General features: G+C 64.0%; 18 protein-coding genes. 12 read left to right on the top strand and 6 right to left on the bottom strand.

All coding sequences use genetic code 11. From position 1 onward, the window contains the following. Nucleotides 1–3: 3 nt before the first annotated feature. The 5 genes from QGV54_RS03330 (at nucleotide 4) to QGV54_RS03310 (ending at nucleotide 5,114) form a co-directional block, all read left to right on the top strand. On the top strand, nucleotides 4–450 hold the full coding sequence (locus tag QGV54_RS03330; protein WP_281018278.1) for an arsenate reductase ArsC: 447 nt from the start codon (nucleotides 4–6) through the stop codon (nucleotides 448–450). 324 nt (nucleotides 451–774) lie between these two features. Beyond that, nucleotides 775–1,425: an acetyltransferase gene (locus QGV54_RS03325; protein WP_281018279.1), complete on the top strand. Its 651-nt coding sequence runs from the start codon at nucleotides 775–777 to the stop codon at nucleotides 1,423–1,425. Beyond that, entirely contained in the window at nucleotides 1,422–3,215 is a 1,794-nt protein-coding gene (locus QGV54_RS03320) for an AMP-binding protein (RefSeq protein ID WP_281020059.1), read from the top strand. The genes QGV54_RS03325 and QGV54_RS03320 overlap by 4 nt, the downstream gene beginning before the upstream one ends. After that, complete coding sequence (locus QGV54_RS03315) at nucleotides 3,212–4,048, top strand: hypothetical protein (protein WP_281018280.1); 837 nt, start codon at nucleotides 3,212–3,214, stop codon at nucleotides 4,046–4,048. Before QGV54_RS03320 ends, QGV54_RS03315 begins: the two co-directional genes overlap by 4 nt. Nucleotides 4,049–4,166: 118 nt before the next feature. Then, nucleotides 4,167–5,114 carry an MBOAT family O-acyltransferase gene (locus QGV54_RS03310; RefSeq protein WP_281018281.1) on the top strand — a complete coding sequence of 316 codons (948 nt, stop codon included), beginning with the start codon at nucleotides 4,167–4,169 and terminating at the stop codon, nucleotides 5,112–5,114. Nucleotides 5,115–5,387: 273 nt separating this feature from the next. Here QGV54_RS03310 and QGV54_RS03305 read toward each other — a convergent pair whose 3' ends face one another. Further along, a complete protein-coding gene (locus QGV54_RS03305) occupies nucleotides 5,388–6,296 on the bottom strand; it encodes a peptidylprolyl isomerase (RefSeq protein ID WP_281018282.1) in 909 nt (302 codons plus the stop codon). 275 nt (nucleotides 6,297–6,571) lie between these two features. Here QGV54_RS03305 and secA point away from each other — a divergent pair, with 275 nt between their 5' ends. The 3 genes from secA (at nucleotide 6,572) to QGV54_RS03290 (ending at nucleotide 10,389) form a co-directional block, all read left to right on the top strand. Beyond that, nucleotides 6,572–9,307, top strand: a complete 2,736-nt coding sequence (gene secA, locus QGV54_RS03300; RefSeq protein WP_348637655.1) for a preprotein translocase subunit SecA — start codon at nucleotides 6,572–6,574, stop codon at nucleotides 9,305–9,307. A gap of 151 nt (nucleotides 9,308–9,458) precedes the next feature. Next, nucleotides 9,459–9,887, top strand: a complete 429-nt coding sequence (locus QGV54_RS03295; protein WP_281018284.1) for a nuclear transport factor 2 family protein — start codon at nucleotides 9,459–9,461, stop codon at nucleotides 9,885–9,887. A 61-nt stretch (nucleotides 9,888–9,948) separates the two neighbouring features. Beyond that, nucleotides 9,949–10,389, top strand: coding sequence for a nuclear transport factor 2 family protein (locus QGV54_RS03290; RefSeq protein ID WP_281018285.1), 441 nt, complete (start codon nucleotides 9,949–9,951; stop codon nucleotides 10,387–10,389). A 52-nt stretch (nucleotides 10,390–10,441) separates the two neighbouring features. On the opposite strand, the gene QGV54_RS03285 is transcribed toward QGV54_RS03290, so the two are convergent. Beyond that, entirely contained in the window at nucleotides 10,442–11,419 is a 978-nt protein-coding gene (locus tag QGV54_RS03285; RefSeq protein ID WP_281018286.1) for a helix-turn-helix domain-containing protein, read from the bottom strand. A 242-nt stretch (nucleotides 11,420–11,661) separates the two neighbouring features. Here QGV54_RS03285 and QGV54_RS03280 point away from each other — a divergent pair, with 242 nt between their 5' ends. Both QGV54_RS03280 and QGV54_RS03275 read left to right on the top strand, forming a co-directional pair. Next, on the top strand, nucleotides 11,662–12,879 hold the full coding sequence (locus tag QGV54_RS03280) for a CoA transferase (protein ID WP_281018287.1): 1,218 nt from the start codon (nucleotides 11,662–11,664) through the stop codon (nucleotides 12,877–12,879). Nucleotides 12,880–13,054: 175 nt separating this feature from the next. Then, nucleotides 13,055–13,789 (top strand): YafY family protein, encoded by a 735-nt coding sequence (locus QGV54_RS03275; RefSeq protein ID WP_281018288.1) that lies wholly within the window; start codon nucleotides 13,055–13,057, stop codon nucleotides 13,787–13,789. Here QGV54_RS03275 and QGV54_RS03270 read toward each other — a convergent pair. From QGV54_RS03270 to QGV54_RS03255, 4 genes are all read right to left on the bottom strand, one after another. After that, nucleotides 13,776–15,134, bottom strand: a complete 1,359-nt coding sequence (locus QGV54_RS03270) for an HlyD family type I secretion periplasmic adaptor subunit (protein WP_281018289.1) — start codon at nucleotides 15,132–15,134, stop codon at nucleotides 13,776–13,778. The two genes, QGV54_RS03275 and QGV54_RS03270, sit on opposite strands and share 14 nt — an antisense overlap. Next, complete coding sequence (locus QGV54_RS03265; RefSeq protein WP_281018290.1) at nucleotides 15,131–17,674, bottom strand: ABC transporter transmembrane domain-containing protein; 2,544 nt, start codon at nucleotides 17,672–17,674, stop codon at nucleotides 15,131–15,133. Before QGV54_RS03265 ends, QGV54_RS03270 begins: the two co-directional genes overlap by 4 nt. 49 nt (nucleotides 17,675–17,723) lie before the next feature. Continuing rightward, nucleotides 17,724–18,524 (bottom strand): hypothetical protein, encoded by an 801-nt coding sequence (locus QGV54_RS03260; RefSeq protein ID WP_281018291.1) that lies wholly within the window; start codon nucleotides 18,522–18,524, stop codon nucleotides 17,724–17,726. A 124-nt stretch (nucleotides 18,525–18,648) separates the two neighbouring features. After that, nucleotides 18,649–19,689, bottom strand: a complete 1,041-nt coding sequence (locus QGV54_RS03255; RefSeq protein ID WP_281018292.1) for a nucleotidyltransferase family protein — start codon at nucleotides 19,687–19,689, stop codon at nucleotides 18,649–18,651. 190 nt (nucleotides 19,690–19,879) lie between these two features. On the opposite strand from QGV54_RS03255, the gene QGV54_RS03250 reads away from it, so the two are divergent. Then, on the top strand, nucleotides 19,880–20,971 hold the full coding sequence (locus tag QGV54_RS03250; protein WP_281018293.1) for a hypothetical protein: 1,092 nt from the start codon (nucleotides 19,880–19,882) through the stop codon (nucleotides 20,969–20,971). 40 nt (nucleotides 20,972–21,011) lie between these two features. Beyond that, nucleotides 21,012–22,454 carry an outer membrane beta-barrel protein gene (locus QGV54_RS03245; protein WP_281018294.1) on the top strand — a complete coding sequence of 481 codons (1,443 nt, stop codon included), beginning with the start codon at nucleotides 21,012–21,014 and terminating at the stop codon, nucleotides 22,452–22,454. Nucleotides 22,455–22,513: the final 59 nt, after the last annotated feature.

Here is a 22,513-nt window from a genome sequence, read left to right as displayed (position 1 = left end):
CACATGCCACGTGACCTTCCCGGTGCTGTGCTGTTCTGCTGCACCGAGAACAGTGTCCGGTCCCCGATGGCGGAGGGGCTGATGAAACAGCTGCTGGGTCACGCGGTCTATGTGGATTCCTGCGGGGTCCGGTCCCGCGATGTGGACGGCTTCTCGATCACCGTCATGGACGAACTCGGGATCGACGTCAGCCGGCACAATTCAAAGAGCTTCGACGACCTGGAGGACTCCTCGTTCGACGTCATCATCACGCTCTCGCCGGAGGCACAGCACAAGGCCATCGAGCTGACCCGCACCATGGCCTGCGACGTGGAATACTGGCCCACCATGGACCCGTCCCTGACCGAAGGCAGCCGCGAACGCCGCCTGGAATCCTGGCGCCAGGTCCGCGACCAGCTTCGCGACCGCATCCTGAAACGCTTCAGCCCCGGCCCGGCCCCGACGGTGTGACCCCCGTTTCCGGAAATGAACAGGCGATCTGCTGACCGATCGGACCAGAGGGGGTTTGAGTGGCGCGCCCGAAGACCGAAAGCGAATCTGGAATTCCGTTTCCTTGAAGATTGATCGCGACTTGCGAAGATGGCAGAAAATCGGGCAGGAACAGCAACGCGACAGCGTCAGGTCGTTTGTACGGTCGCCTGCCGGACCCTACAGTCACTGGCTCCGGGACGAAGCCCGTTCGACAATGAACGGCGTTGAACGCAGGAATCATCTGGGGAAAGCCGACTTGGCCGAGGTTGCATCGACCATAGTCAGTCTGTTGAGGGGCAGCCTGTGATTCTCTTTGGCGTCAGATCTCCGATCGTTGTCGAGCTGGAAGAAAGCTGTCTGCGCGCCGGACTGACAATCCGTGCGGCAGTGAACACCGGCGGGCCATCACGGGTGACACGCCGGGACCGTGTCATTTCCAGGGACGACTATCTGGCGGAAGAACACGGCGACAGGTTCATACCCTGCGCCTTCGCCCCGAGCCGCAGGCGCGCGCTGACCCAATCTGCCCTGGCCATGGGCCTGACGCTTGCTGATGCCCTGATCGATCCTTCGGCGATTGTCGCCAGCACCACGCGCATCTATCCGGGGTGCTACATCAATGCTGGTGCCGTCATTGGAGCTGTGACCCTGGTCGGCGAGGGTGTGCTGATCAACCGCTCAGCGTCTGTCGGTCATCACTGCATCATCGGCGAATACACGAGCATCGGCCCGGGTGCCGTGCTGGCGGGCAATGTCCATGTCGGGCAGGACGTGATCATCGGCGCCGGCGCAGTGATCCTGCCGAACGTCCGGATAGGCGACAACTGTGTCATCGCGGCCGGCGCGATTGTCCGCCGCGCCTTGCCGGCGGGCAGCATCGCCGCCGGTTCACCGGCTCGCACGATCAGGGGCGGATCGGGTGCCCTGGCCATTTCCCGGGGCGAGGACGAGTGAGCAACGACCTGCGGAAACTCTGGCTCCAGCTGGAGCGCAAGGGCCGGGGCGACTTCCTGGCCGTTCGGGACGGATCAAGGTCCTGTCGTCAGTTGATGTCCATGATCGAGACCTGTTGCGGCATCTTCGACGGATACGGTCTGACGTCAGGAGACCGCGTACTGATCATTGTGAAGGACGACTTCACGGCCAGCGCCGGCTTTCTTGCAGCTTTGCTCGATGGTCTCGTGCCCGTGATGCTTTCCCCGGAAAGTCGCCTCACCCGCATCGAAGCCGTTGCCAGGTCCACCGAAGCCAGTCTGCTGATTTCCGACGACGCGGTGGACTGTGGTCATGACTGCCCCCGGCATGTTCTCGACGCCCCCTCCGGCAGTGGCGGGCAAGCCGGCACGATCAGGAAACTGTTGCGCCGCAAGGCGCCCGCGAGCCGGGTTCGAGCACCGCATTGTGCTGACCACGCGCCGGACCAGTTGGCCTATATCCTCTTCACGTCGGGCACCACGGACCGACCGAATGGCGTCCAGATCACCCATGGCAATCTGTTCAGCCATCTGGAGACCCTGTGTCGCCTTTTCGGATATGACACGCAGAGCCGCATCTTCAATGCCACGCCCCTGGCCCATACCGACGGGCTGGTTCAGGGCCCACTGCTCGCTGCCTGGAGTGGTGCGGCGCTGGTTCGTCCGGGCCCGTTCCAGATTTCCGATATGGAACCCTGGCTGAATTTCATCCGCTCCAGCGGCGCAACTCATCTGATCGGCAATCCCACGATGCTGACCCTGATCGAGCGCCTGGCAGAGCATCGGGACTATTTCGACTCAGCAGGATTCAGAGGCGTGATTTCCACCGGCGGAATCCTGCCAGAACCCGTCTGGAAAGCATTCGAAACCGGATTCGGCACAAACGTCTGGAACGTCTACGGGATGACCGAGACGGTCGCCAACGCCCTCTATGCCGGCAAGGGGGCAGCATTCGGTGCCTGGGGGTCGATCGGCCATCCCGTGGATTGCGAAGCGCGGCTGGGCAACGGCAATGGTCAACCGCTCGGGGATGCCGAGGCGGACGAAGGCGAGTTGCAGCTCAAGGGTCCCAATATCTGCGAGGGCTACTGGCGGAACCCTGAACGAACCCGCGAGACCCATCTGCAGGACGGATGGATGCGCACGGGAGATCTGGTTCGTCGGCGGGCGGACGGATCCTTCGATTTCCTGGGCCGTCTGAAGAGCGTCATCAATCAGGGTGGCATGACCATCCTGCCTGACGAAGTGGACGAAGCCTTGCTCCGTCATCCGGCGGTGCTGGAAGCTGCTACAGTCGGGCTGCCTGATCCGGAATTCGAGCAGATTGCGGTCTCCGCAGTCGTTCTGAACGTTCCGGTCAGCAAGGCCTCCCTGACCACGCATTGCCGTGGATACCTGGAACCGCTGAAGATGCCGAAGCGGATCATGCAGATCGAGACGATGCCTCGCACGCAGTCCGGAAAGGTCGACCGACAGGCTCTGGCTGCCTGCCTGACGAAACGGATTCAGGAACCGAAGATCGCCAACACCGGCAACAGTGGGATGGGCGAAAGGATCATCGAAATCGCCAGCAGTGTCTTCCATGTCGACAGGACGTCGCTGACCTACGCATCCTCACCCGACAGCATTGAAGGATGGGACAGCTTCACGCATCTCAACCTGATCCTGGCCGTCGAAGACGCCCTGGACGTCCGGATCGCGACCCCGCAGATCGCGGCGATCCGCGATATCGGCAGCCTGGTCAGGACTGTTGAGGAAGCCCAGCGGTGACGCCACGCATCTTCGCATCAGTATGGGCTGTCGTGCTCCTGCTGACAGTCGGGTCGATCATGATGATCTGGAACTGGCAGCCCGTTACGGAGGTGCACGCTCTGGAGGCCGAAACGCCGATCGTCGTGATCGGGTCGTCGCTCAGTGCTGCCGCCATACAGCAGGATCAGGTGCAGGAGGGATTGCTGGGCGACAACCGCCGTCATGTCGTCTGGTTTGTTCCGGCCATATCTGCTTCTGAAACGATGGCCCTGAGCCAGAAAGCCATCGATGAGGGTGCCAGGGTCATCCTGATTGAACTCAATGCCTTTGCCTATTCTGATCCGCCGCGTGTGAACCGTCCGGACTATCTGCCGGGCTGGGTTGCCGCGCTTGGTGACTGGTCCGACGCATTCACCGAGCATCTCCGCGAGGCGATCTCCGTGGCATTGGACGGCAACGGGACTTCCGTCGATTATCCCGCATTCCGGGGCAGCTGGGATGGCGTCGTGCGCTGGCAAAGGAACACGGCGCTCCGGTCTTCGGGCAATGAGCACAAGGAAGCCCTGGCCTCGCTGACAGAAGTCGCGGCAAGGCAGAATATCGATCTGGTCTTCTTCGAACCGCCCCGGCATCGGCAACGGCTGCAGGAAATCGCGCAGGAGCTGGGGATTCCCCTGCACCATTACCTCACGTCTTACGTGGTACCACCGGATGCCACTGCAATGCTGGCAGATGCCGCGTGGCCCGACGCGCTGTTTGCCGATGAAGTAGGACACCTGAACCTCTCTGGGCAAGCCAGGTTCATGGCGGAACTCCGACGATACTGGCGGCAAAGTGCCGACCAACGCTGAATTCATCGTACTGCTCGCAGGCGCGTTGCTGTGCGTGCTCAGCTATTGGGCATTGCCCGCTCGGCACGTCCAGTCGGCAATATCGGTACTGACCCTTGTCTGCCTGTGCATCCTTTCCGTGAGCAGTGCCATCTGGCTGCTGGCCGGCTCCCTCATCTCGATCTGGTCGATGCAACTGGGTGACCGGTCCGGTCGCAAGGGGGCCTTCTTCGGCCTGACCGTGTTTCTGCATGTTGCGGCGCTCGTCTGGTTGCGTGACCTTCCCGGATACCTCTGGATCGGAGCCGCCTATTTCACCCTGCGTCATGTCCATGTCCTGTCGGACTGGTGGATGGGGACTCTGACCCGGCCCGGCTTGACGGACTACATGCGGTACCAGTTGTTCCTGCCGGTACTGGCAGCCGGCCCGATCCATCGGTTCCAGAACTTCCAGCGCGAGCTCTCCCGTCGCCGGAAGAATGCCGCGGAACTCTTCACGGGCGCCGAGCGCGCGTTGTGGGGAGCGTTTCAGGCGGTTGTGATCGGAACCTGGCTGATGACCCGCATCGAGCGAGAGTGTCGCTCCCTGCTCGAGCCGCTCCCCGTGTTCCTGAGCGACTGGATTGTCGGAGCGATCGACTGGATCAGCCTCTATCTCACGTTCGCCGGGTTCAGTTCGCTGGCGATCGGGCTGTCGCTGATGACGGGGCTGAGGATCGAGGAGAACTTCAACGCCCCCTGGCGCGCCAGGAACCTGGTCGAGTTCTGGAATCGCTGGCACATGACACTGACCGGCTTTTGCCGCGACTACGTCTTCCGACCCGTATCCGCTGCAACCAGATCAGCCTATCCCGGAGTACTTGCGGCCATGCTGGCCATGGGTCTCTGGCACGAAACCTCATTGTACTGGCTCGGGTGGGGTCTGTGGCAGGGACTGGGTATCACCATCACCCAGCTTGCCTTCCGCATACCGACCGGTAATCTGCCGACAAGTCTGGTATCCGTGATCGGAATGGCCTTCGCCGCCCTTTGGCTCAGTGCCACACACCCGGTCCTGTCCCGCCTGGCAGAGTACATGTCCCCATGACACCCTGGTCCAGATCCATCGGTCGGCTAATGCCGCAATGGCTAGTCGCACCTGCCTTGGTGCTCATCTACTCTTTCATGCTGTTCGCGGTGATCGCCTTGCTCGGGTACTACGCAGGAGACCAGATCCTGTATTTCGACGTCGGGTCATCGCGCTGAGAACCTGATGACAGCTCTGATCCGCGCCGGCTCCGCGACCGCATCCTGAAACGCTGCAGCCCCGGCCCGGCACCGACGAAATGACTCGGCGACAGGTCCGGGGCTGCGGTCAGGCCTATTCCTTCGGTGCGGCGGGCTGGCCGGGTTCGGTCAGGGGGGAGCCGTCGAGGTTCAGCTCCTCGATCTTCGCGTCCTTGCGCAGGTCGGCGATGATGTTGCCGATCATCTCACCGGTCATTTCCTGCTCCAGTTCCTGACGCTTTTCCTCGAACGTCGGGCGCGGCTGGTCGCGGCGTTCCTCGACCTTGATCACGTGCCAGCCGAAGCGGGTCTGGACGGGCTCGGCGCTGATCTCCTGCTCCGCCATCTTATATGCGGCATCGGAGAACGGCTTCACCATCTTGTCCGCCGTGAAGAAGCCCAGGTCGCCACCGGTGGGTGCGGACGGTCCCTGTGACTTCGCCTTGGCGAGTTCGGCAAAGTCGGCACCGCCCTGCAGTTCGGCGATCACGGCCTTGGCCTCATCCTCGGTCTTCAGCAGGATGTGGCGGGCGCGGATCTCCTGGGTCGCGGGATTGTCGACCAGGAAGCGCGCGTAGGCGGCGCGCAGGGCCTCCTCCGTCACGTCCTTCTCCAGCTGACCGAGCAGCAGATATTCGCGCATCTTGTTCTGGCGAAACTCCTCGACCTCGGCTTCCAGTTTCTCGTTGCCCCGCAGGCCGGCAGCCTCCGCCGCATCAAGCAGCAGGGAGTGGTTGACGGCACGCTTCACCAGCATCGGGTAGAGCGTCGAGATCGGCACCTGCTGGTACTGCGGCGGCAGGTCCTGGATCATCGACATCACGGCCTCCAGCCGGATCTCCTCACCATTCACACGGGCCACGACCGGGTTCTGTTCCACCTTCTCGGCCTCGGTCGGTTCCGCAGCGGGCGTCGGCGCGGTCGTGGTCTGGGCGAGGGCGGCAGGCGCGGTGAGCGCCAGGCCGAGCACGAGGGCCAGACCATGACGGTGGTTGATCAGCATGAATGCGTTCCTTCTCGATGATCCGTACGGCGCTTCGCCGTCCGTTGGAGCGGGTTTCAGCCCTCTCACATAAAGATGCAGGCCCGCAGTCACAAGGCGATTGGATCACGATCCGGTGCACTGTCCGGTTACTGCAGGGGGCAGCGCACTTGCGCCGCGTTGACAGTGCCACGCGCCCCGCCTATGTCACCCGGGTAATTCCCGGTCCGCCGCACGCGCTGTCGCGACACATGCGCGGGGTCGTGCGGACACTCTCTCGCATGAGGATCCAGCGCATGATCGGCGCCCTGGCCCGAAAGATATTCGGAACCCCGAACGACCGTCTGGTGAAGACGTACCTGAAACGGGTGGAACCCATCAACGCGCTGGAGCCGCAGATCGCGGCCCTGAGCGACGATGAAATGCGCGCCCGGATCACGGAACTGAAGGCCGAGGTCGCAGCCGGCAAGACGCTGGATGCGGTCATGAACGAGACCTTCGCCATCGTGCGCGAAGCGGCGAAACGCACCCTGGGGCAACGCCACTACGACGTCCAGATGGTCGGCGGCATGGTGCTGCATGAAGGCAATATCGCCGAGATGAAGACCGGCGAGGGCAAGACGCTGGTGGCAACGCTGCCCGTCGTGCTGAACGCCCTGTCAGGCAAGGGCGTGCATGTCGTCACCGTCAACGACTACCTGGCCCAGCGCGACAGTGCCTGGATGGCGGAGATCTATCAGTTCCTGGGGCTGACCGTCGGCTGCATCGTGCATGGCATGTCCGATCTGGAACGCCGCGCCGCCTATCTGTGCGACGTCACCTATGCCACCAACAACGAGCTTGGCTTCGACTATCTGCGCGACAACATGAAGTTCACACGCGGCGAGATGGTGCATCGCCCGTTCAACTTCGCCATCGTCGACGAGGTCGACTCCATCCTGGTCGACGAGGCGCGGACGCCGCTGATCATCTCCGGCCCTGCCGAGGATTCCTCCGACCTCTACACGACCATCAATCCGCTGGTCGCCGAACTGTCGGATGAACATATCGAGGTCGACGAGAAGACCCGCAGCGCCTCCCTGACCGAAGAGGGCCAGGAGCATATGGAGGCCCGGCTGGCCGAGCTGGAAATGCTGCATGCCCCCAGCCTCTACGACATGGAGAACATCTCCATCGTCCACCACATCAATCAGGCCGTGCGGGCGCACAAGGTATTCCAGCGCGACACCGACTACATCGTGCGCAACGACAAGGTGATCATCATTGATGAGTTCACCGGGCGCATGATGGAGGGGCGGCGCTATTCGGAGGGGCTGCATCAGGCGCTGGAGGCCAAGGAAGGCGTCACCATCCAGCCCGAGAACCAGACCCTCGCCTCCATCACCTTCCAGAACTATTTCCGCATGTATCCGACCCTGTCGGGCATGACCGGCACGGCGGCAACCGAGGCCGAGGAGTTCCAGCAGATCTACAAGCTGGATGTGGTCGAGATCCCGACCAACGTGATGGTCCAGCGCGACGATCAGGACGACGAGGTCTATCGCACCGCCGCCGAGAAGACCGCCGCCATCGTCGATACGCTGGAGGACTGCCAGAAGCGGGGCCAGCCGGTGCTGGTCGGCACCGTCTCCATCGACAAGTCCGAACTGCTGTCGGAGGCGCTGAAGAAGCGCAACATCAGGCACAGCGTGCTGAACGCGCGCTATCACGAGCAGGAAGCGCAGATCATCTCCCAGGCCGGGCGTCTGGGCGCGGTAACCATCGCCACCAACATGGCCGGTCGCGGCACCGACATCCAGCTCGGCGGCAATCTCGACATGCGGCTGGAACAGGAACTGGCCGAACTGCGCGATGAATCGAAGCGCGAGGAACTGGCGAAACGCATCCGCGACGAGGTCGCTGAGGAACGCGCCAAGGTGAAGGCGGCGGGGGGCCTGTTCGTGCTCGGCACCGAACGCCACGAGAGCCGCCGCATCGACAACCAGTTGCGGGGCCGTTCCGGCCGTCAGGGCGATCCCGGCACGTCGCGGTTCTACCTCAGCCTTGACGATGACCTGATGCGCATCTTCGGGTCGGAGCGCATGGACAGCATGCTGCGTCGCCTGGGCCTGAAGGAGGGGGAGGCCATCGTCCACCCCTGGATCAACAAGGCCCTCGAGAAGGCGCAGCAGAAGGTGGAGGCGCGCAACTACGACATCCGCAAGAACCTGCTGCGCTTCGACGACGTGATGAACGACCAGCGCAAGGTGATCTACGAACAGCGCATCGAGCTGATGGAAACCGACGACGTGTCGGAGACCGTGGTCGACATGCGCCGCGAAACCGTGGACGTCATCGTCAGCCGCCACATTCCCGCCAACGCCTACCCCGAGCAGTGGGACTCGGAGGGGATGGAGGAAGAGGTGAAACGCGTTCTGGCGCTCGACCTGCCGATCCGGGAATGGGCGGCGGAGGAAGGCATTGCCGACGAAGGCATTCGCGATCGCCTGAACGATGCCCTGGACCGCCACATGGCGGAAAAGGCCGCGCGCTATACCCCGGACGTGATGCGGATGGTGGAGAAGAGCCTGGTGCTCCAGATTCTCGACCAGACGTGGAAGGAGCATCTGCAGCAGCTCGATTTCCTGCGCCAGGGTATCGGCCTGCGCGCCTACGCCCAGCGCGACCCGCTGAACGAGTACAAGTCGGAAGCCTTCGAGATGTTCGAGGCGATGCTGAACCGGATGCGGGAGACCGTGACCGGCGCGCTGGCCAATCTGGAACTGCGCATGCAGGACCCGGAAGCCGCCATCGCCCCGCCCAGCGGCCCCGACCCCGACGCCCTGCAGGAAGTGCACGAGGACGCCTCTGCCCTGGGTGGTGCCGAGCCTGCCGCCCCTGCTGCACCCGCGGGCCCGCAACCGGTCGCCAACCGCCGCGCCAACGGCCTGGACAAGGACGACCCCTCCACCTGGGGCCGCGTCGGCCGCAACGCCCCCTGCCCCTGCGGCTCCGGCAAGAAGTACAAGCACTGCCACGGGGTTGCGAAGTAGCAACTTCCGCCGGGCGATGGTCTCATGGCATCGACTGCGGCCATTCCGCAGACGAAGCCGCGATTCTGCATGCGATCTGACGCCTCTCTCCTAAGTGCCCGGCGCAATCGGCCATAGCCTCCCTGTCACAACCGGACAGGAGGACAGGCACATGGCCCATGCGGCAACCACGCAAAGTCTCACCGAGGTATTCGAGGACTGGACCAGGGCGCTCAACGGCGATCTGGACAGGTTCTGGTCCTATTTCGACGCTGAGTCGGAGACGCTGGACGAAGACTATCCCTGGCGCATGACCAAGGACGAGATCATCGATCACATCGACTTCCATGCTGCCGGCGGCGGCCAGGGCCTCTGGGAGTTCTTCCAGTGGGTCCCGCGGGAGGTGAACGTGAAGGTCTTCGGCACCACCGGGCATGTCAGCGGCTTCTCCACCTTCCGCGGCAAGCCGCGCGACTGTGGCTTTCGCCAGCGTTTCATGGGCTTCACCCTGACCTGGTACCTGTCCGATGACGGCTGGAAGCTGGTCTGCTGGCACCAGAGCGTACTGCTGGGCCGGATCGTCGGCGCCTCCCCCAGCTAGGAACGCTGGCCATCCAGAGCACTGAATTTCACGACCGAGCCTGAGACACGGAGCAGGGACCATGTCGGATATCGAAGAGATCATCCAGTTGAAGAACCGCTACTGGCACTACAACGATACCGGTTTGCTGGGCGACAGGATCGCGGAACTGTTCACGGAAGACGGCATCTGGACGAACGCGGAACTGGGTCACTACGAGGGGCGGGAGGCAATCCGGGACTTCTTCAACGGTGCTTCGGAAGCCCTGCCCTTCTGCGCCCACCTCGGCATGAATCCGGTGATCGAGGTGGACGGCGCAACAGCCACCGGCATATGGCGCGCGATCCTGCTTGGCACTTTCGTGGAAGAGGGCAGACAGGTCAGCCGTCATATCCTGATCGATTACCGGGATGACTATGCACGCCAGGGCGGACGCTGGCTGATCCGCAAGCTCGACATCCTCTTCAACTTCAACATCCCCTTCGGCGAGGGCTGGGCCGGGCAGACGGTGATCCGGCGGTAGACCGGCCGGACACAGAGACGGCTTCAGACCGTACCGCCGCGCTGACCGGCTCTCACGGGAGATGGCGCTGGCGATAGGCGCTCGGCGACAGTCCCGACTCCGCGCGAAAGACCCGGCTGAAATAGCCCGCATCAAGGAAGCCGACATCGAACCCGATGGCTGCGACGGACTGGCTCGCCCTGGTCGGGTCCGAGAGATAGGCGCGTGCCTGCTCCAGCCGTCGCTGACGGATCAGGTCGGAGAGGGTTTCGCCGCGCTCGGCCAGCAGTTTCTGGATGTACCGCAGCGAAAGTCCCAGATCGTCGACGAACTGGCCAGACGACAGCTGCGGGTCCGTGAACCGTCGCTCGATGGCATTGAAGATACGGCTGCGATGCGCCGCGCGGACGGAGTTGTCCCCGCTGAGGTGTGCCGTCTCCGGCGCATCCAGCGACAGTGCCAGCAGGTCGATCAGGTTATGCGCCATCCGCCCGGCTGACGCCGCGTCGAGATCGGCGGCATTGCTGGCAAAGGAGCGCGCCATGTCCACGAACATGCGCACTGCCGGGAAGCGACCGGAAAAATGCTGCCCCAGCAGATCGTCGATCATCGGAATGCGTTGCCGCAACTGATCCCCCTCGATCCGCAGGGAGATCAGACGGTTCTCCGTCGGCTGTTCGTAGGTATAGGTCTGATAGGTCGAGATCACGGAGAAGTCTCCGGGCGACAGTTCGGCAGCGGCATCGTTCCGCTGGGTCACGGCCAGCATCTCGTCGTGCGGAATTGGCAGGAAATAGTAATCACTGCCCGATCGGGCCGTATGCGTACGGCGTCTGGTACAGAGCATCGGGTCACAGTGAACACTTGCAACCCGGATACGTCCCACGTCGAAGATGCCAAGGCGACCGTAGCGAAAGTCGGAGCCCAGACTCTTCAGGTCCAGGGGGTAATAGGTGTCGTTGATGGTATCCGCCCAGGCACCGACCCGCTTGTGGTCCGGTTGCCCGCTCACTTCAAACCAGGAACGGGGGGATGATGCTTCAACTCGCAAGATCGGGGGCCTCCCCAGTCACCGCAACGGAAAGACGAAATGGTGACAGTATCCCCATGGTGACGCAATGCGGCCGCAGGAACCTTCAGCCGAACCCGAATGACCGGCGCGATTCTGCATGGTTTGGGACGCGAATGTCCCATTGGCGCACCTGGGTGAACTGTGCCGCGCGCTTCCGGCCTTCATTTTCCCTGCAGGCATTCTAGGTTATCGGGAACGTCCAACGCGGGGAGAGCATTGCCATGGCCGGACCATTGAGCGGATTTCGCATTCTTGATCTGAGTGCGGTGATCTCCGGGCCGTTCGGGACCATGATCCTGGCGGACCAGGGGGCCGACGTGATCAAGGTGGAGCCGATGGGCGGGGACTTCACGCGCTCAGCGGGCAACCGCATGAACGGCATGTCTGCCAGCTTCCTGAACAACAACCGCAACAAGCGCTCCATCGCCGTGGACCTGAAGGCACCGGGCGGTGTCGATCTGATCAGGCGCCTGGCGCAGGACTGCGACGTCTTCGTGCAGAACTTCCGCCCCGGCGTCGTCGAGCGCCTCGGGCTGGGGGAAGACTCGATCCGCGCGGTGCGCCCCGACATCGTCTATGTCTCGCTGAGTGGCTTCGGGGAGAAGGGACCGTTCGCAGGCAAGCCGGTCTATGATCCGATCGTGCAGGCGCTGTCCGGTCTCGCGTCCGTACAGGGCGGCTCCGACGAGCAGCGCCCGCGCCTGCTGCGCACCATCCTGCCCGACAAGCTGACCGCCATCACCGCGTCGCAGGCCATCACCGCCGCCCTGCTGGCGCGGGAGCGTACCGGGGAGGGTCAGCACGTGCGCCTGTCGATGCTGGACGCCGTGGTCGCCTTTCTCTGGTCATCGGACATGGGCGGGCAGACCTATGTCGGCCATGACGTCAGCCAGCAGCGCGCCGCCAGCTTCATCGACCTGATCTACGAGACGAAGGACGGGCACATGAGTGTCGCGGTCATGACCAATCCGCAGTGGAAGGCGCTGGCGGAGGTCACGGGCCATCCCGAATGGCTGGACGATCCGCGCTTCGCCACGACGGAACTGCGTGACCTGAACATCAACGACCGGCTGGAACTGATCCAGTCGGTACTGGTGGAGCGCACGACGGATGAATGGATGGCCGTGCTGGAGCCCGCCGGTGTGCCCTGCGCGCCGGTGCTTCACCGCAAGGACATGATCCACCATCCGCAGGTGCAGGCCAGCGGTATCGTGACGGAGAATGACCACCCGGTGGCCGGCAGGCTGCGCCAGGCCCGCAATGCCGCCCGCTTCAGCGGGACCACGCCGGAGCACCGCTTCGGCGCGCCGCAACTGGGCGAGCACACGGACGAGATCCTGCGCGAGGCCGGTTTCAGCGATGCGGAGATTTCGGACATGCGGGCGCAGGGCACGGTGACCTCCGCCGCGCCGGTCGCCAGCGAAACCGGCGCCGACTGAAGATCCGCGCCGGGGCCGGGTGCCAGCGGTCCAGCCCCAGTGCCATCAGTGTCGCGTGGTCATAGTAGCTCATGGTCAGGCCTCCTTCGCCTGACCTGAAGCTAGTGATCGCTGCTGACAGACCCTTGTCAGGGGTGGTCGCTATGCTGTCAGCAGTTCAATGACGGAGAGCCAGATGAAACGATCCAACCGCATGTTCGAGGTGATCCAGATCCTGCGGGCCACCCCGTGCCCGCTGACTGCTGCGACACTGTCGGAGCGGCTGGAGGTTTCGGTGCGCACGATCTATCGCGACATCGCTGCCCTGCAGGCCATGGGCACGCCGATCGAGGGCGAACCGGGCGTCGGCTACATGATGCGGCGCGGCTATGACCTGCCACCGCTGAATTTCGACCAGGAGGAGGTGGAGGCCCTGCGTGTCGGCCTCGCCATGCTGTCACGCACCGGCGACCGGGCCCTGCAACGCGCCGCCGACCGGATCTGCGCCAAGATCGACGCCCTGCATTCGCCGCTGGACTGGCTGCAGGTCTCGCCCTGGGGCGCGCCACTGGATGATCCGGGACAGGGCTGTGTCTCCAAGGCCGTGCTGCGGGAGGCGGTGCGCAGCGAACGGAAACTGCGCCTGCTCTACGCCAATGCTGGGGGCACCCGCACCACCCGCACGGTGCTGCCGCTGGCCCTGACCTATCACGTGGACTGCGTGGTGCTGGCCGCATGGTGCGAGATGCGCGGTGCCTTCCGCCACTTCCGGACCGACCGGATGTGGGATGCGAAGATGCTGGCGGACACCTTCACCTGTCAGGGCATGGCGCTGCGCAGTCTCTGGCGCCAGCAGGACCGGTCGGAACTGGACGCGCGCATGTATCGGCCGGTGGGCACCAGCGGGGGTGCCGCGACTACCGCTCCCTGAACGCCTCGTCCGCCGTGCCGATGACCCGGTCGGTGAGGTAGGAAAGGACGGAGCGGGAACCGGCCTTCAGTTCGGCATCCACCTGCATGCCGGGGCGGACCTGATTGCGGCCCGGCACGTCACCCAGGTAGTTCCGGTCGGTACGAATCTCGACGACATAGAAGATCGCACCGCTCTGTTCATCCGTATTGGCGTCACGGGCGACCCGTTCGACCGTACCGTTCAGCGCGCCATACTTGATGAAATCATAGGCGCGGACCTTGATGTTCGCCTGCTGACCGGTCTCGACACTGGAAATGTCGCTGTTGGCAACCCGCGCCTCGATCACCAGATTGTCGGACTGCGGCACCACGGACATCAGCGGCTCGTTCGGGCGCACGGCCTGTCCGGTATTGTTCACCGCCAGATTCTGCACATAGCCATCGACCGGGCTGCGCACGATGGTCCGGTCCAGTCGCGCCGTCGCCTGCTCCAGATTGCGCGCCGTGCGATCCCGCGCACCCCGGGTTTCCGCCAGTTGCGTCAGCACATCGCTGCGGGACTCATCATCGATCTCGCGCCGCCGGGACTTGGAGGCCGACAGGGCCGACAGGGCGGAATCGAGGGACTGACGGGTTTCCTGCAACTGGCCCTCCGTCTCCGCGAGCTGGCGCTGCACGGACTGGAACCGCAGGAACGGGAAGTGTCCCTTGTCGGTCAGGGTACGCAGGGACCGTACCTGTTCGGCCAGCACGTCGCGGCTCTCGCTCAGCGTATTGATGCGAACACGAAAGGAATTGATGTCGGACTGCGCCTGTTCGATCTCCCGCTCCGCCGATTCACGGCGCGATTCCAGGGAGTCACGCCGCGCCTCCAGCAGGCGGGTATGCGTTGCCACAAGATCCGGACGCTCACGCGCGACAATGTCGGGAAAGCGGATCACGGCGTCATCACCGGCCTCCGCCTCCAGCCGGGCAAGCTCGGCCTCCAGCGTCTGCAGGTCACCGCGCAACCGACGGACCTCGCCATTGATGATCTCGCTGTCGAGACGCAGCAGCGGGTCCCCCTGCCGCACCAGATCGCCGTCCCGCACCATGATCTCGGCGACCGAGCCGCCCTCCGGGTGATTGACCAGCTTCACGCGACCGCCGGGCCGCACCTGACCCTGTGCGACCACTGCCTGATCGACCTCTGCGATGGCCGCCCAGGCAAGGATGACAATGAAGAAGCCGCAGATAATCAGGACAAGCAGGGAGGCAAGCGGTGAATGCCGGGCCTCGCTGATGGCCTGTGCTTCAGGCAGGAAATCGGAATATTGCGCGCCCCGCTGCCGGGTACGCCCGCCATCGGTGTCATTCCTGCTCATGCCTTGGCGTCCGCCGAACCGGCTCCGTTCCGTGCCTCACCTGACCCCGGTCGCGGCCGGTCGCCGGGACGCATCGCGGCGTCACGCATCCGGGTCCGCGCGAAGGCAATGACCTCCTCCGGCGAGCCCACACGCTCGATATGCCCGTCGATCAGCAGGGCGACCCTGTCCGCGATCACCATCGGTGCCATACGGTGGGAGATCATGATGATCGTCCGACCGCGTTTCGCGCGCTTCAGGGCGCGGATCAGCCGTTCCTCCGTACCCGGATCAAGCGCGCTGGTCGCCTCGTCGAAGATCAGGATCTTCGGGTTGCGGATCAGCGCCCGCGCGACTGCCAGCAACTGCTTCTGCCCTGACGACAGACCGCCGCCCCGTTCGCTCAGCACCGTGTCATAGCCCTTGGGCAGGCGCTGGATGAACTCATGCGCGCCGACGAAGCGGGCAACCGATTCCACCCGCGCCGGGTCCTTGTCGTCGATACCCATGGCGATGTTCTCGCGCACCGTACCGGCGAACAGCTGCACGTCCTGCGGCACCACACCCACCTGCCGCCGCAGGGTGGCGGGCGAGATATGGGCGATGTCGGTGTCATCCACCAGAACACGCCCGTTGTCCGGCAGATAGAGCCCCTGGATCAGCTTCGACAGCGTGGTCTTGCCCTGCCCCGACGGCCCGATGATGCCGAACACCTGTCCGGCCTCCACCGTCAGGTTGATGTCGTAGAGTACCGGCGGCAGGTCGTCGGCGTAGCGGAAGGCAATGTTCTCGAACGTCACCTTGCCGTCGAACGTCGTGCCGGGGCTGAGTTCGCCCGGCTCCGACTCCGGCGGTTCCTGCATCAGGTCATCGATGCGCGCGAAGGCCGTCCGCACTTCCTGCACCTGATGCCAGGCCCCCACGACCTGCCGCATCGGTGCGACAGCCCGGGTGGCAAGAATGTTGGTGGCGATCAGCGCACCGATCGACATCTCGTTTTCCATGATCAGCATGGCACCGACGACGATGACGATCAGACTCAGGATCTGCTGCAGGTTCTGGCCCAGCGCCGACAGCACACCCGACAGCGTGCTGGAGCGATAGCCGGTCCAGGCAGACAGGCCGAGGCGGTGGTCCCAGCGCCGCTCGATCTCCGCTTCCAGACCCAGCGCCTTCACGGTCAGCGCATTGGCCATGGTCTCGTGCAGGGCGGAGGACTTCGCGGCCTGACCGATGAAGTTCTGCTCCGTCAGCTTCTTCTGCCGACCGTGTGAAACGACCGACAACAGGATGAAGATGGGAATCGAGACCAGCACGATCATGGCGATCAGCGGTTCAATCATCAGCAGTGCGAACAGGAAGACGAAGACAAACAGCAGGTCGGCGCAGACCAGCGGCATCTGGCCGGTGAAGAAGGCGCGGATGGAATCGAGCTGCCGCATCCGCTCCGAGATCACGCCGCTCGCCGTGGTCTCGAAATGACGATAGGGCAGCCGCAGCAGGTGATGCACCAGCTCGCCGCCGATCAGCGATTCGACCCGGGCACCCGTGTGACTGGAAATGTAGACCCGGACGATGCGCAGGATCAGATCGAAGGCGTAGATCACCACCATGCCGATGGCCAGCGCCATCAGGGTCGACTGCGCGCCGCCACCCGTACCCACGACCTTGTTGAACACGGTCATGATGAACAGCGGGGCCGCCAGCGCGAAGATGTTGATCATCAGCGACGCAGCCGCGAGTTCCAGCAGGACACCGCGCATCTTCCGCACGATGCTGGACCGCCAGTCCCGCGTGCCCTTGGTCGCCGCCTCCGGCGCCTTCAGCACGATGGCGAGATTGCCGAGCGGCTGGATCTGTTCCGCGGTCAGTATCTCGGTCTCATCGCGGATCGGATCATAGACCGCGAACCGCGTCCCTTCCTTGCGGACAATGGAACGCGCCTCGGTCGGCGAGTCCTTCGGCAGCAGGATGAACGGCGGTTTCAGATTCTCCAGCGTCTTGCGGTTGAAGCTGCGTTCCGTCACCGGGAACCCCAGCCGCTCCGCCGCCAGCCGGAAGCCGTCGAGGGTCATGGGGGATCCGGCACCGGGGGCCGCGGCCTGAATGTCGGGCGCACCGATGGGGCGACCGACTTCCCGCGTGGTGCGGATCAGCAGCCGACGCAAGACATCGACACGCAGCCCGGATGGTCCTTCGGCCTGCGCGGACGGCTGCCCGGCCTTGTCCGTCGGGGCAGCCGGCTTCTTCCTCGCGGCCCCCTGCGGTGCCTCCTCTGGCTGCGGCCTGGCGGGCGCATCGTCAGGTGCCTTCGTGGCGCTGGGACGACGCCATTCCTCGGCGGCGAGGTCGGAAATGACAGCGCTCTGGCGGTTGGTCGCGGCTTCCTTCGCCTGCGCCGCCGCCGGTCGTCCGGGCCTCGGCGCAGGCCTGTCGGCACCTATGCGGGACCAGCCGTCGCTAATCGGCGTCACCACACCCGGCCCCTTCCGGGGTTGCGGTCGCGACCAGCCACCCTCGTCGTCCTGTCCGTGCCCGTTGCTGTCCGACGGATCAGCCATTCAGCGTTCCTGCCAGTTCCAATTGATCATCGACGCGCGACTCCTAGCATCACTTGCCCTGGACCACGTCCTGCTTTCGCGTCAGCAGCCTGGGCGGACGCCGCTTTTCCGCGACGCTGAACAGGCTGAAGGTGCGTCCGACATAGTTCGTCACGCTGTTCAGCCCCTTCATGTAGTCCACCAGCCGCTGATCCTTCACGGCCTCCACCATCCGCACCGGACGGCGGGGGTCATCTGTCTCGAAACGCATGTAGAACCATGGCTCACCGCGCCTCAGCACCAGATCCTTCGACATGTCATGCCACTCGAACGCCCACATCATCGGCCGCGGCCAGATGTGGATCGGCAGACGGCCACCGATCATCAGGCCCGGCCAGTGCCGTCCGGTATAGCTGTTGAACGGCGGCATCTGGTTCATCCAGCAGACATCGTCGGCCACGAAGATATAGGGGGTGATGAACTGGATCACGGGCCGGTCGGGATGTCGCCATTCCTTGCGCGGCATCACGGCCACCATCTGCCCCAGATGCTTGGACCGGATCTGGCTGCGATCCCCCAGCGCGTTGATCAGCTGCGGCTTGCCCTGCTCGTCCAGCCTGATGCGCAGTTGCACGTCGATCGGTGCCACGACTTCGAACAGCCGCGCCTCGTAGTCGATCACCGCCGGGCAATAGGTCACCGACTTGGCGTGCGACGTCGTGGCGGCCTGGCGCTGCTGTGCGCGCGGGGCCTCCCAGATGAAACCGGCCTTTTCGGCATCGATGATGTAGCCGACATCGACCACCCGCCGCTCGGGCGGGCGCTGTCCCGGCGGGGCTGTGGGCTCCTCGGCTTTCAGATATTCGAACATGTGCCTCTCGTTTCGCTTCCCCTGCACCAAGCAAGAAACGTTCCCCGGATTCGGTGTGCGGACATTCCGATTCTGCGCGTCCACGGGTGGAGTGTCCAGCAGGCACACCTGCGCCTCTTTGCCGTTATCGCCCGGGCACGCCGGAATGGGGACGGATCAGGCCTGCAATCCGCCGTGCATCGCGCTGCAGGGCAACCGACGGTGCCGCCGCAAGCAGCCACTGCCGCGCCAGGCGCTCCCCGGTTCCGGGAACCCCTGACGGGGGAAACATGGTGCAGTGATCACGCACGACCCGTTCGAACAGCCGACCACCCACACGATCCACCGGCAGGTCGCGCGCAGCCCGTGAAACATCGGCACCCAGCCGTCCCAACAAGGCGACAAAGACCGAGAGCGGGCGCAGCATCCGCCCCTTGCGCGCGCGCTCCGCGATCTCCGGCCAGTCGATCCGGTCATCACGCTGAAACATCAGCAGGCCGTCGATCACGGTCTTTGCCGCGTCCGCCGTGAACAGGTCCCGTGCTGCGTGGCTGGCGGCCAGCATGAATGCATGTGTCGCCGACGGGATGCCCAGCCCCTCCGCGGTCTGCGCCGCCGCCAGCATGTCCGCCGTCGGCAGCGCCTTATCGAAGGGAGCCGCATCACCCGCCACATGCAGGTCGATATTGACCGCGCCATCGGGGGACAGCAGGGGCTGGAAACTGGCGTCGCTGACAAAGCCCCAGCGGCTGCGCGTCGGCGCGTCCGCAAACGCAAATCCGTGGGTTTCCAGCAGCCCGATCACGGCGCCAAGGTCTTCGCGGCGCACCAGCAGGTCCGCGTCGGAGATCCCGCGATCCTGCGGCGCGGCGTAGAGCCAGGCGCCGCTGGCCAGTCCCTTGATGGCCAGAACAGGCAATCCGGCGTCGGCAATCGCCCCGTACCATCGCCGACCGGCCGTATGCCTGAACCTGTTCAGCAATCGTGATTGCCGGACTGTTTCATCCGGCAGGTTCGCGCCCGGCAACACGGCCGCAACGGTCGCCGCGGTGACCCTGTCCGCCAATGCTGTCACCAGAACCCGATCAGGGTCTGAAACATCACCGGTCTGCGGCATGTCCCCGGCAATCCTGCGCCAGATTTCCAGGCCGTCTTCCACGCCGCGAGTCGCATCAGGTTCGGACATGTTGCCGGTCATCTGTCTCAAATCGGGACCAAAACAGGGAAAGAACATGTGTCGCCGGTCACGACAGTGCTTCTGACCGGCCCGCACAGCCTGTTGATGAAACGTTGGTATATAGTCATGTATGATCAACGATCAGATGCAAGGGCGGATTTGCCGTCTCTTGCGCGGTTCTTGCATGTCAGGCGGTGTCATGAGGAAAACAGTCCAATTCTGCACCGCCTCCATCCTGGCACTGATGCTGGGCACGGGGGCGTTCGCCCAGTCGTCGACTGATGGCTCACGCGCGGAGGCCCTGGCCGGGGCCATCGCCGGTAGCGAGGACGGCCAGCGGGCCATCGAACGCTATCTGGACAGCGGCGGACTGCCGGAGGCTGCGGCGCAGCGTGCCGTGGCACTGATCCGGGAACTGCAGCGCAGTGACCTTGTGGCCGATCCGATCGTGCTGGCAGCCGCCGCCGACCGTGTTTCATCCGCCGCCAGCAGGTCCTTCATTTCCGCACGCATCTTCAAGGCGAAGGTGACCACTTCCTTCGAGCTTGGGGAGGGTCGCTACGGTTTCGACTTCGGCCCCCCCGATGCGAAGGTGACCAAGGGCTTCACCAAGGTGACCGCCCGCAGTGATTTCGTGAAGGGTCCGAAGCCTGCCGCCATGCGCCGCCCGGAGGGTGATGCGCTGCTGCGTGACGGTATCCGCAACCTGCGTGTCGTGCGTCTGCCCGTGCCTTCGGGCAAGTATCGCGTCTTCCTGATGACCGACGACATTGGTGTGCCGGAGGCCGTGACCAGCCCGTTCGGCGAGGCCATGAAGGTGAATGGACAGCGCGTGCGTGTGGCCGCCTCGACCCCCGAGACCTGGGCCGCCGAAACCTATCTTGCTGAACCCGGTGCCTATCTGCAGGACAGCGAACAGGCCGATGCGGTATCCCGGCGCGGCAATGCCCGCGGTGCCAGCTCCGGCGGTGTCGTGATGATGAATGCCGTGGTCGAGAACAATGAACTGGTGATCACCTTCGACGGGCGGGAGGGGCTCGAGACCTACCTGACCGGCGTGATCATCGAGCCGGAGGCCATGGAGGAGAGCATCTTCGCCCCCTCTGCCGAGGCCCGGCGGGTTCTGTTCACCGGGCAGGATCAGCTGCTGGAGGCGGAGAACCAGGTCAACCAGGCCGTGGCGCAGCTGCTGAACGACGTTGCCACGACCGCCAGACCGCAGGAACTGGCCGCGTTGCTGGACCAGCCGGAACCAGTTGTGGAACCGGCACTGGATGTCAGTCCAAACTAGAGACTGAACGAATCGGTTCGGCAGGGCAGGTATTTGGGTCGTGAGGCAGGGGAAGACAGGGATTCGCGCCGTTGCGTCGGCCACTGCGACAATCGCGCTGGCCCTTGCCGTGCTTCATGGCGCCACATCACCTGTCGCGGCGCAGGGCGCAACGGATACGGCGACCGAAGGTCAGGTGCGCCAGCAGATCATCCAGAACCCCATCATCCCCGCGATCTCTGACCCTGAGCCGAAGTTCACGACGGCCAAGCAGGATGCCATCCTCTCCCGACCCCGTCCCGAATACGACGAGATCGGGCTGGAGGCCGGCGGCCTGTTCTTCGATATCGAACATCTGGGCCGGGGTCAGCCGCTGGAAAGCTTCCTGCTGTTTCCCCAGGTCGATGTTGGCCTGACCTTCGACGACAACATCTTCGCGACCCAGAACGGCCGGGTGGCTGACTTCATCGGCTCCATCAAGCCGTCCCTCTCGCTCCGCTCCAACTGGGACAATCACGAGATCTTCGCGGAGGCGCATGGGCGTTTCACGCGCAACCTTTCCAACAGTCGGGAGAGTGTGCGTGAACATGGTTTTTCCACCGGCGGCAAGCTGGAGATTTCCGAGTTCGAGTTCATCCGCGCCTCTCTCGGCTTCGACCGCAAGACCACGGTTCGCGGCGATGTGCGTGAGGATGTTGGCGGCAATGAGCCCGGCGTCTTCTATCAGACTGGCCTGAACGCGACCTGGCAGTACCAGCGTGACAAGTTTCTCTGGCGCGCCAGGGGCGGCGTCACCCACAAGAACTTCGTCGATGTTCCGGCCGGTGTCGGCGAGATCGAGACGGACCAGAACGACCGTATCGAGTATGATGCCTCGGTCCGGCTGGGCTGGGAAGAATGGGAAGGCACCACCCTTTTCGTGCAGCCCGATGTCGGCTTCACCCGTTTCATCCAGAAGGTCGACAATACGGGTGTCGAACGCAACTTCGGCCGCTACGGCATCCTCGCCGGTTTCACCTATGACCTGACCGCCGTCACCTTTCTGGAAGGGGCGCTGGGCTTCGGGCTGGCCACGTTCGCCGACCCCAACAGCGATGATTTCTTCTTTGTCGATGCCAGCCTCGACTTTGTCTGGAACCCGCACGACAGCTGGACATTCAAGGCCGGATTCGAGCGCGACGTAACCGCGACCAACGCCGTGACCAACGTCAATGGTGTCAATGTTTCCGACGTGGCAACGATCTCGAACGAACTGAGCCTCGCCGCGCAGCTGGAAGTGACCTACGAGTTGCTGGCGGCAAATGAACTGGGCTTCCGCCGTTCGGAAACCGTTGCCGGCAACACCATCGACAATGTGCTGGCGAATGAGCTTTCGCTGCTCTGGCTGATGAACGAGAACATGCGGATGCGTGGCTTCTGGCAATTCACGCTGTTCAGTTCCAACGACGCCAATCGGGAATTCCTGCGCAACAGGCTTGGTGTGGTCCTGACCTTGCATTATTGAGGTTAACCAACCGCAACACAGCGGTTTTCCGTCGCCCAGAAGTGCAAAATCATAGCGGA

This window comes from Minwuia sp. IMCC3060, assembly GCF_029909435.1.
In the GTDB taxonomy this organism is placed as follows: domain Bacteria; phylum Pseudomonadota; class Alphaproteobacteria; order Minwuiales; family Minwuiaceae; genus Minwuia.
Note: the sequence above shows the minus strand (reverse complement) of the source record. Positions and strands in the feature narration are given on the sequence as shown.

Bases quoted from the DNA above. Each gene is read 5' to 3' on its own strand.
- secA (WP_348637655.1), top strand. From the start codon at position 6,572: ATGATCGGCGCCCTGGCCCGAAAGATATTCGGAACCCCGAACGACCGT.
- QGV54_RS03265 (WP_281018290.1), bottom strand. From the start codon at position 17,674: ATGGCTGATCCGTCGGACAGCAACGGGCACGGACAGGACGACGAGGGT.
- QGV54_RS03255 (WP_281018292.1), bottom strand. From the start codon at position 19,689: ATGTCCGAACCTGATGCGACTCGCGGCGTGGAAGACGGCCTGGAAATC.
- QGV54_RS03250 (WP_281018293.1), top strand. From the start codon at position 19,880: ATGAGGAAAACAGTCCAATTCTGCACCGCCTCCATCCTGGCACTGATG.
- QGV54_RS03305 (WP_281018282.1), bottom strand. From the start codon at position 6,296: ATGCTGATCAACCACCGTCATGGTCTGGCCCTCGTGCTCGGCCTGGCG.
- QGV54_RS03275 (WP_281018288.1), top strand. From the start codon at position 13,055: ATGAAACGATCCAACCGCATGTTCGAGGTGATCCAGATCCTGCGGGCC.
- QGV54_RS03270 (WP_281018289.1), bottom strand. From the start codon at position 15,134: ATGAGCAGGAATGACACCGATGGCGGGCGTACCCGGCAGCGGGGCGCG.
- QGV54_RS03280 (WP_281018287.1), top strand. From the start codon at position 11,662: ATGGCCGGACCATTGAGCGGATTTCGCATTCTTGATCTGAGTGCGGTG.
- QGV54_RS03290 (WP_281018285.1), top strand. From the start codon at position 9,949: ATGTCGGATATCGAAGAGATCATCCAGTTGAAGAACCGCTACTGGCAC.
- QGV54_RS03330 (WP_281018278.1), top strand. From the start codon at position 4: ATGCCACGTGACCTTCCCGGTGCTGTGCTGTTCTGCTGCACCGAGAAC.
- QGV54_RS03260 (WP_281018291.1), bottom strand. From the start codon at position 18,524: ATGTTCGAATATCTGAAAGCCGAGGAGCCCACAGCCCCGCCGGGACAG.
- QGV54_RS03295 (WP_281018284.1), top strand. From the start codon at position 9,459: ATGGCCCATGCGGCAACCACGCAAAGTCTCACCGAGGTATTCGAGGAC.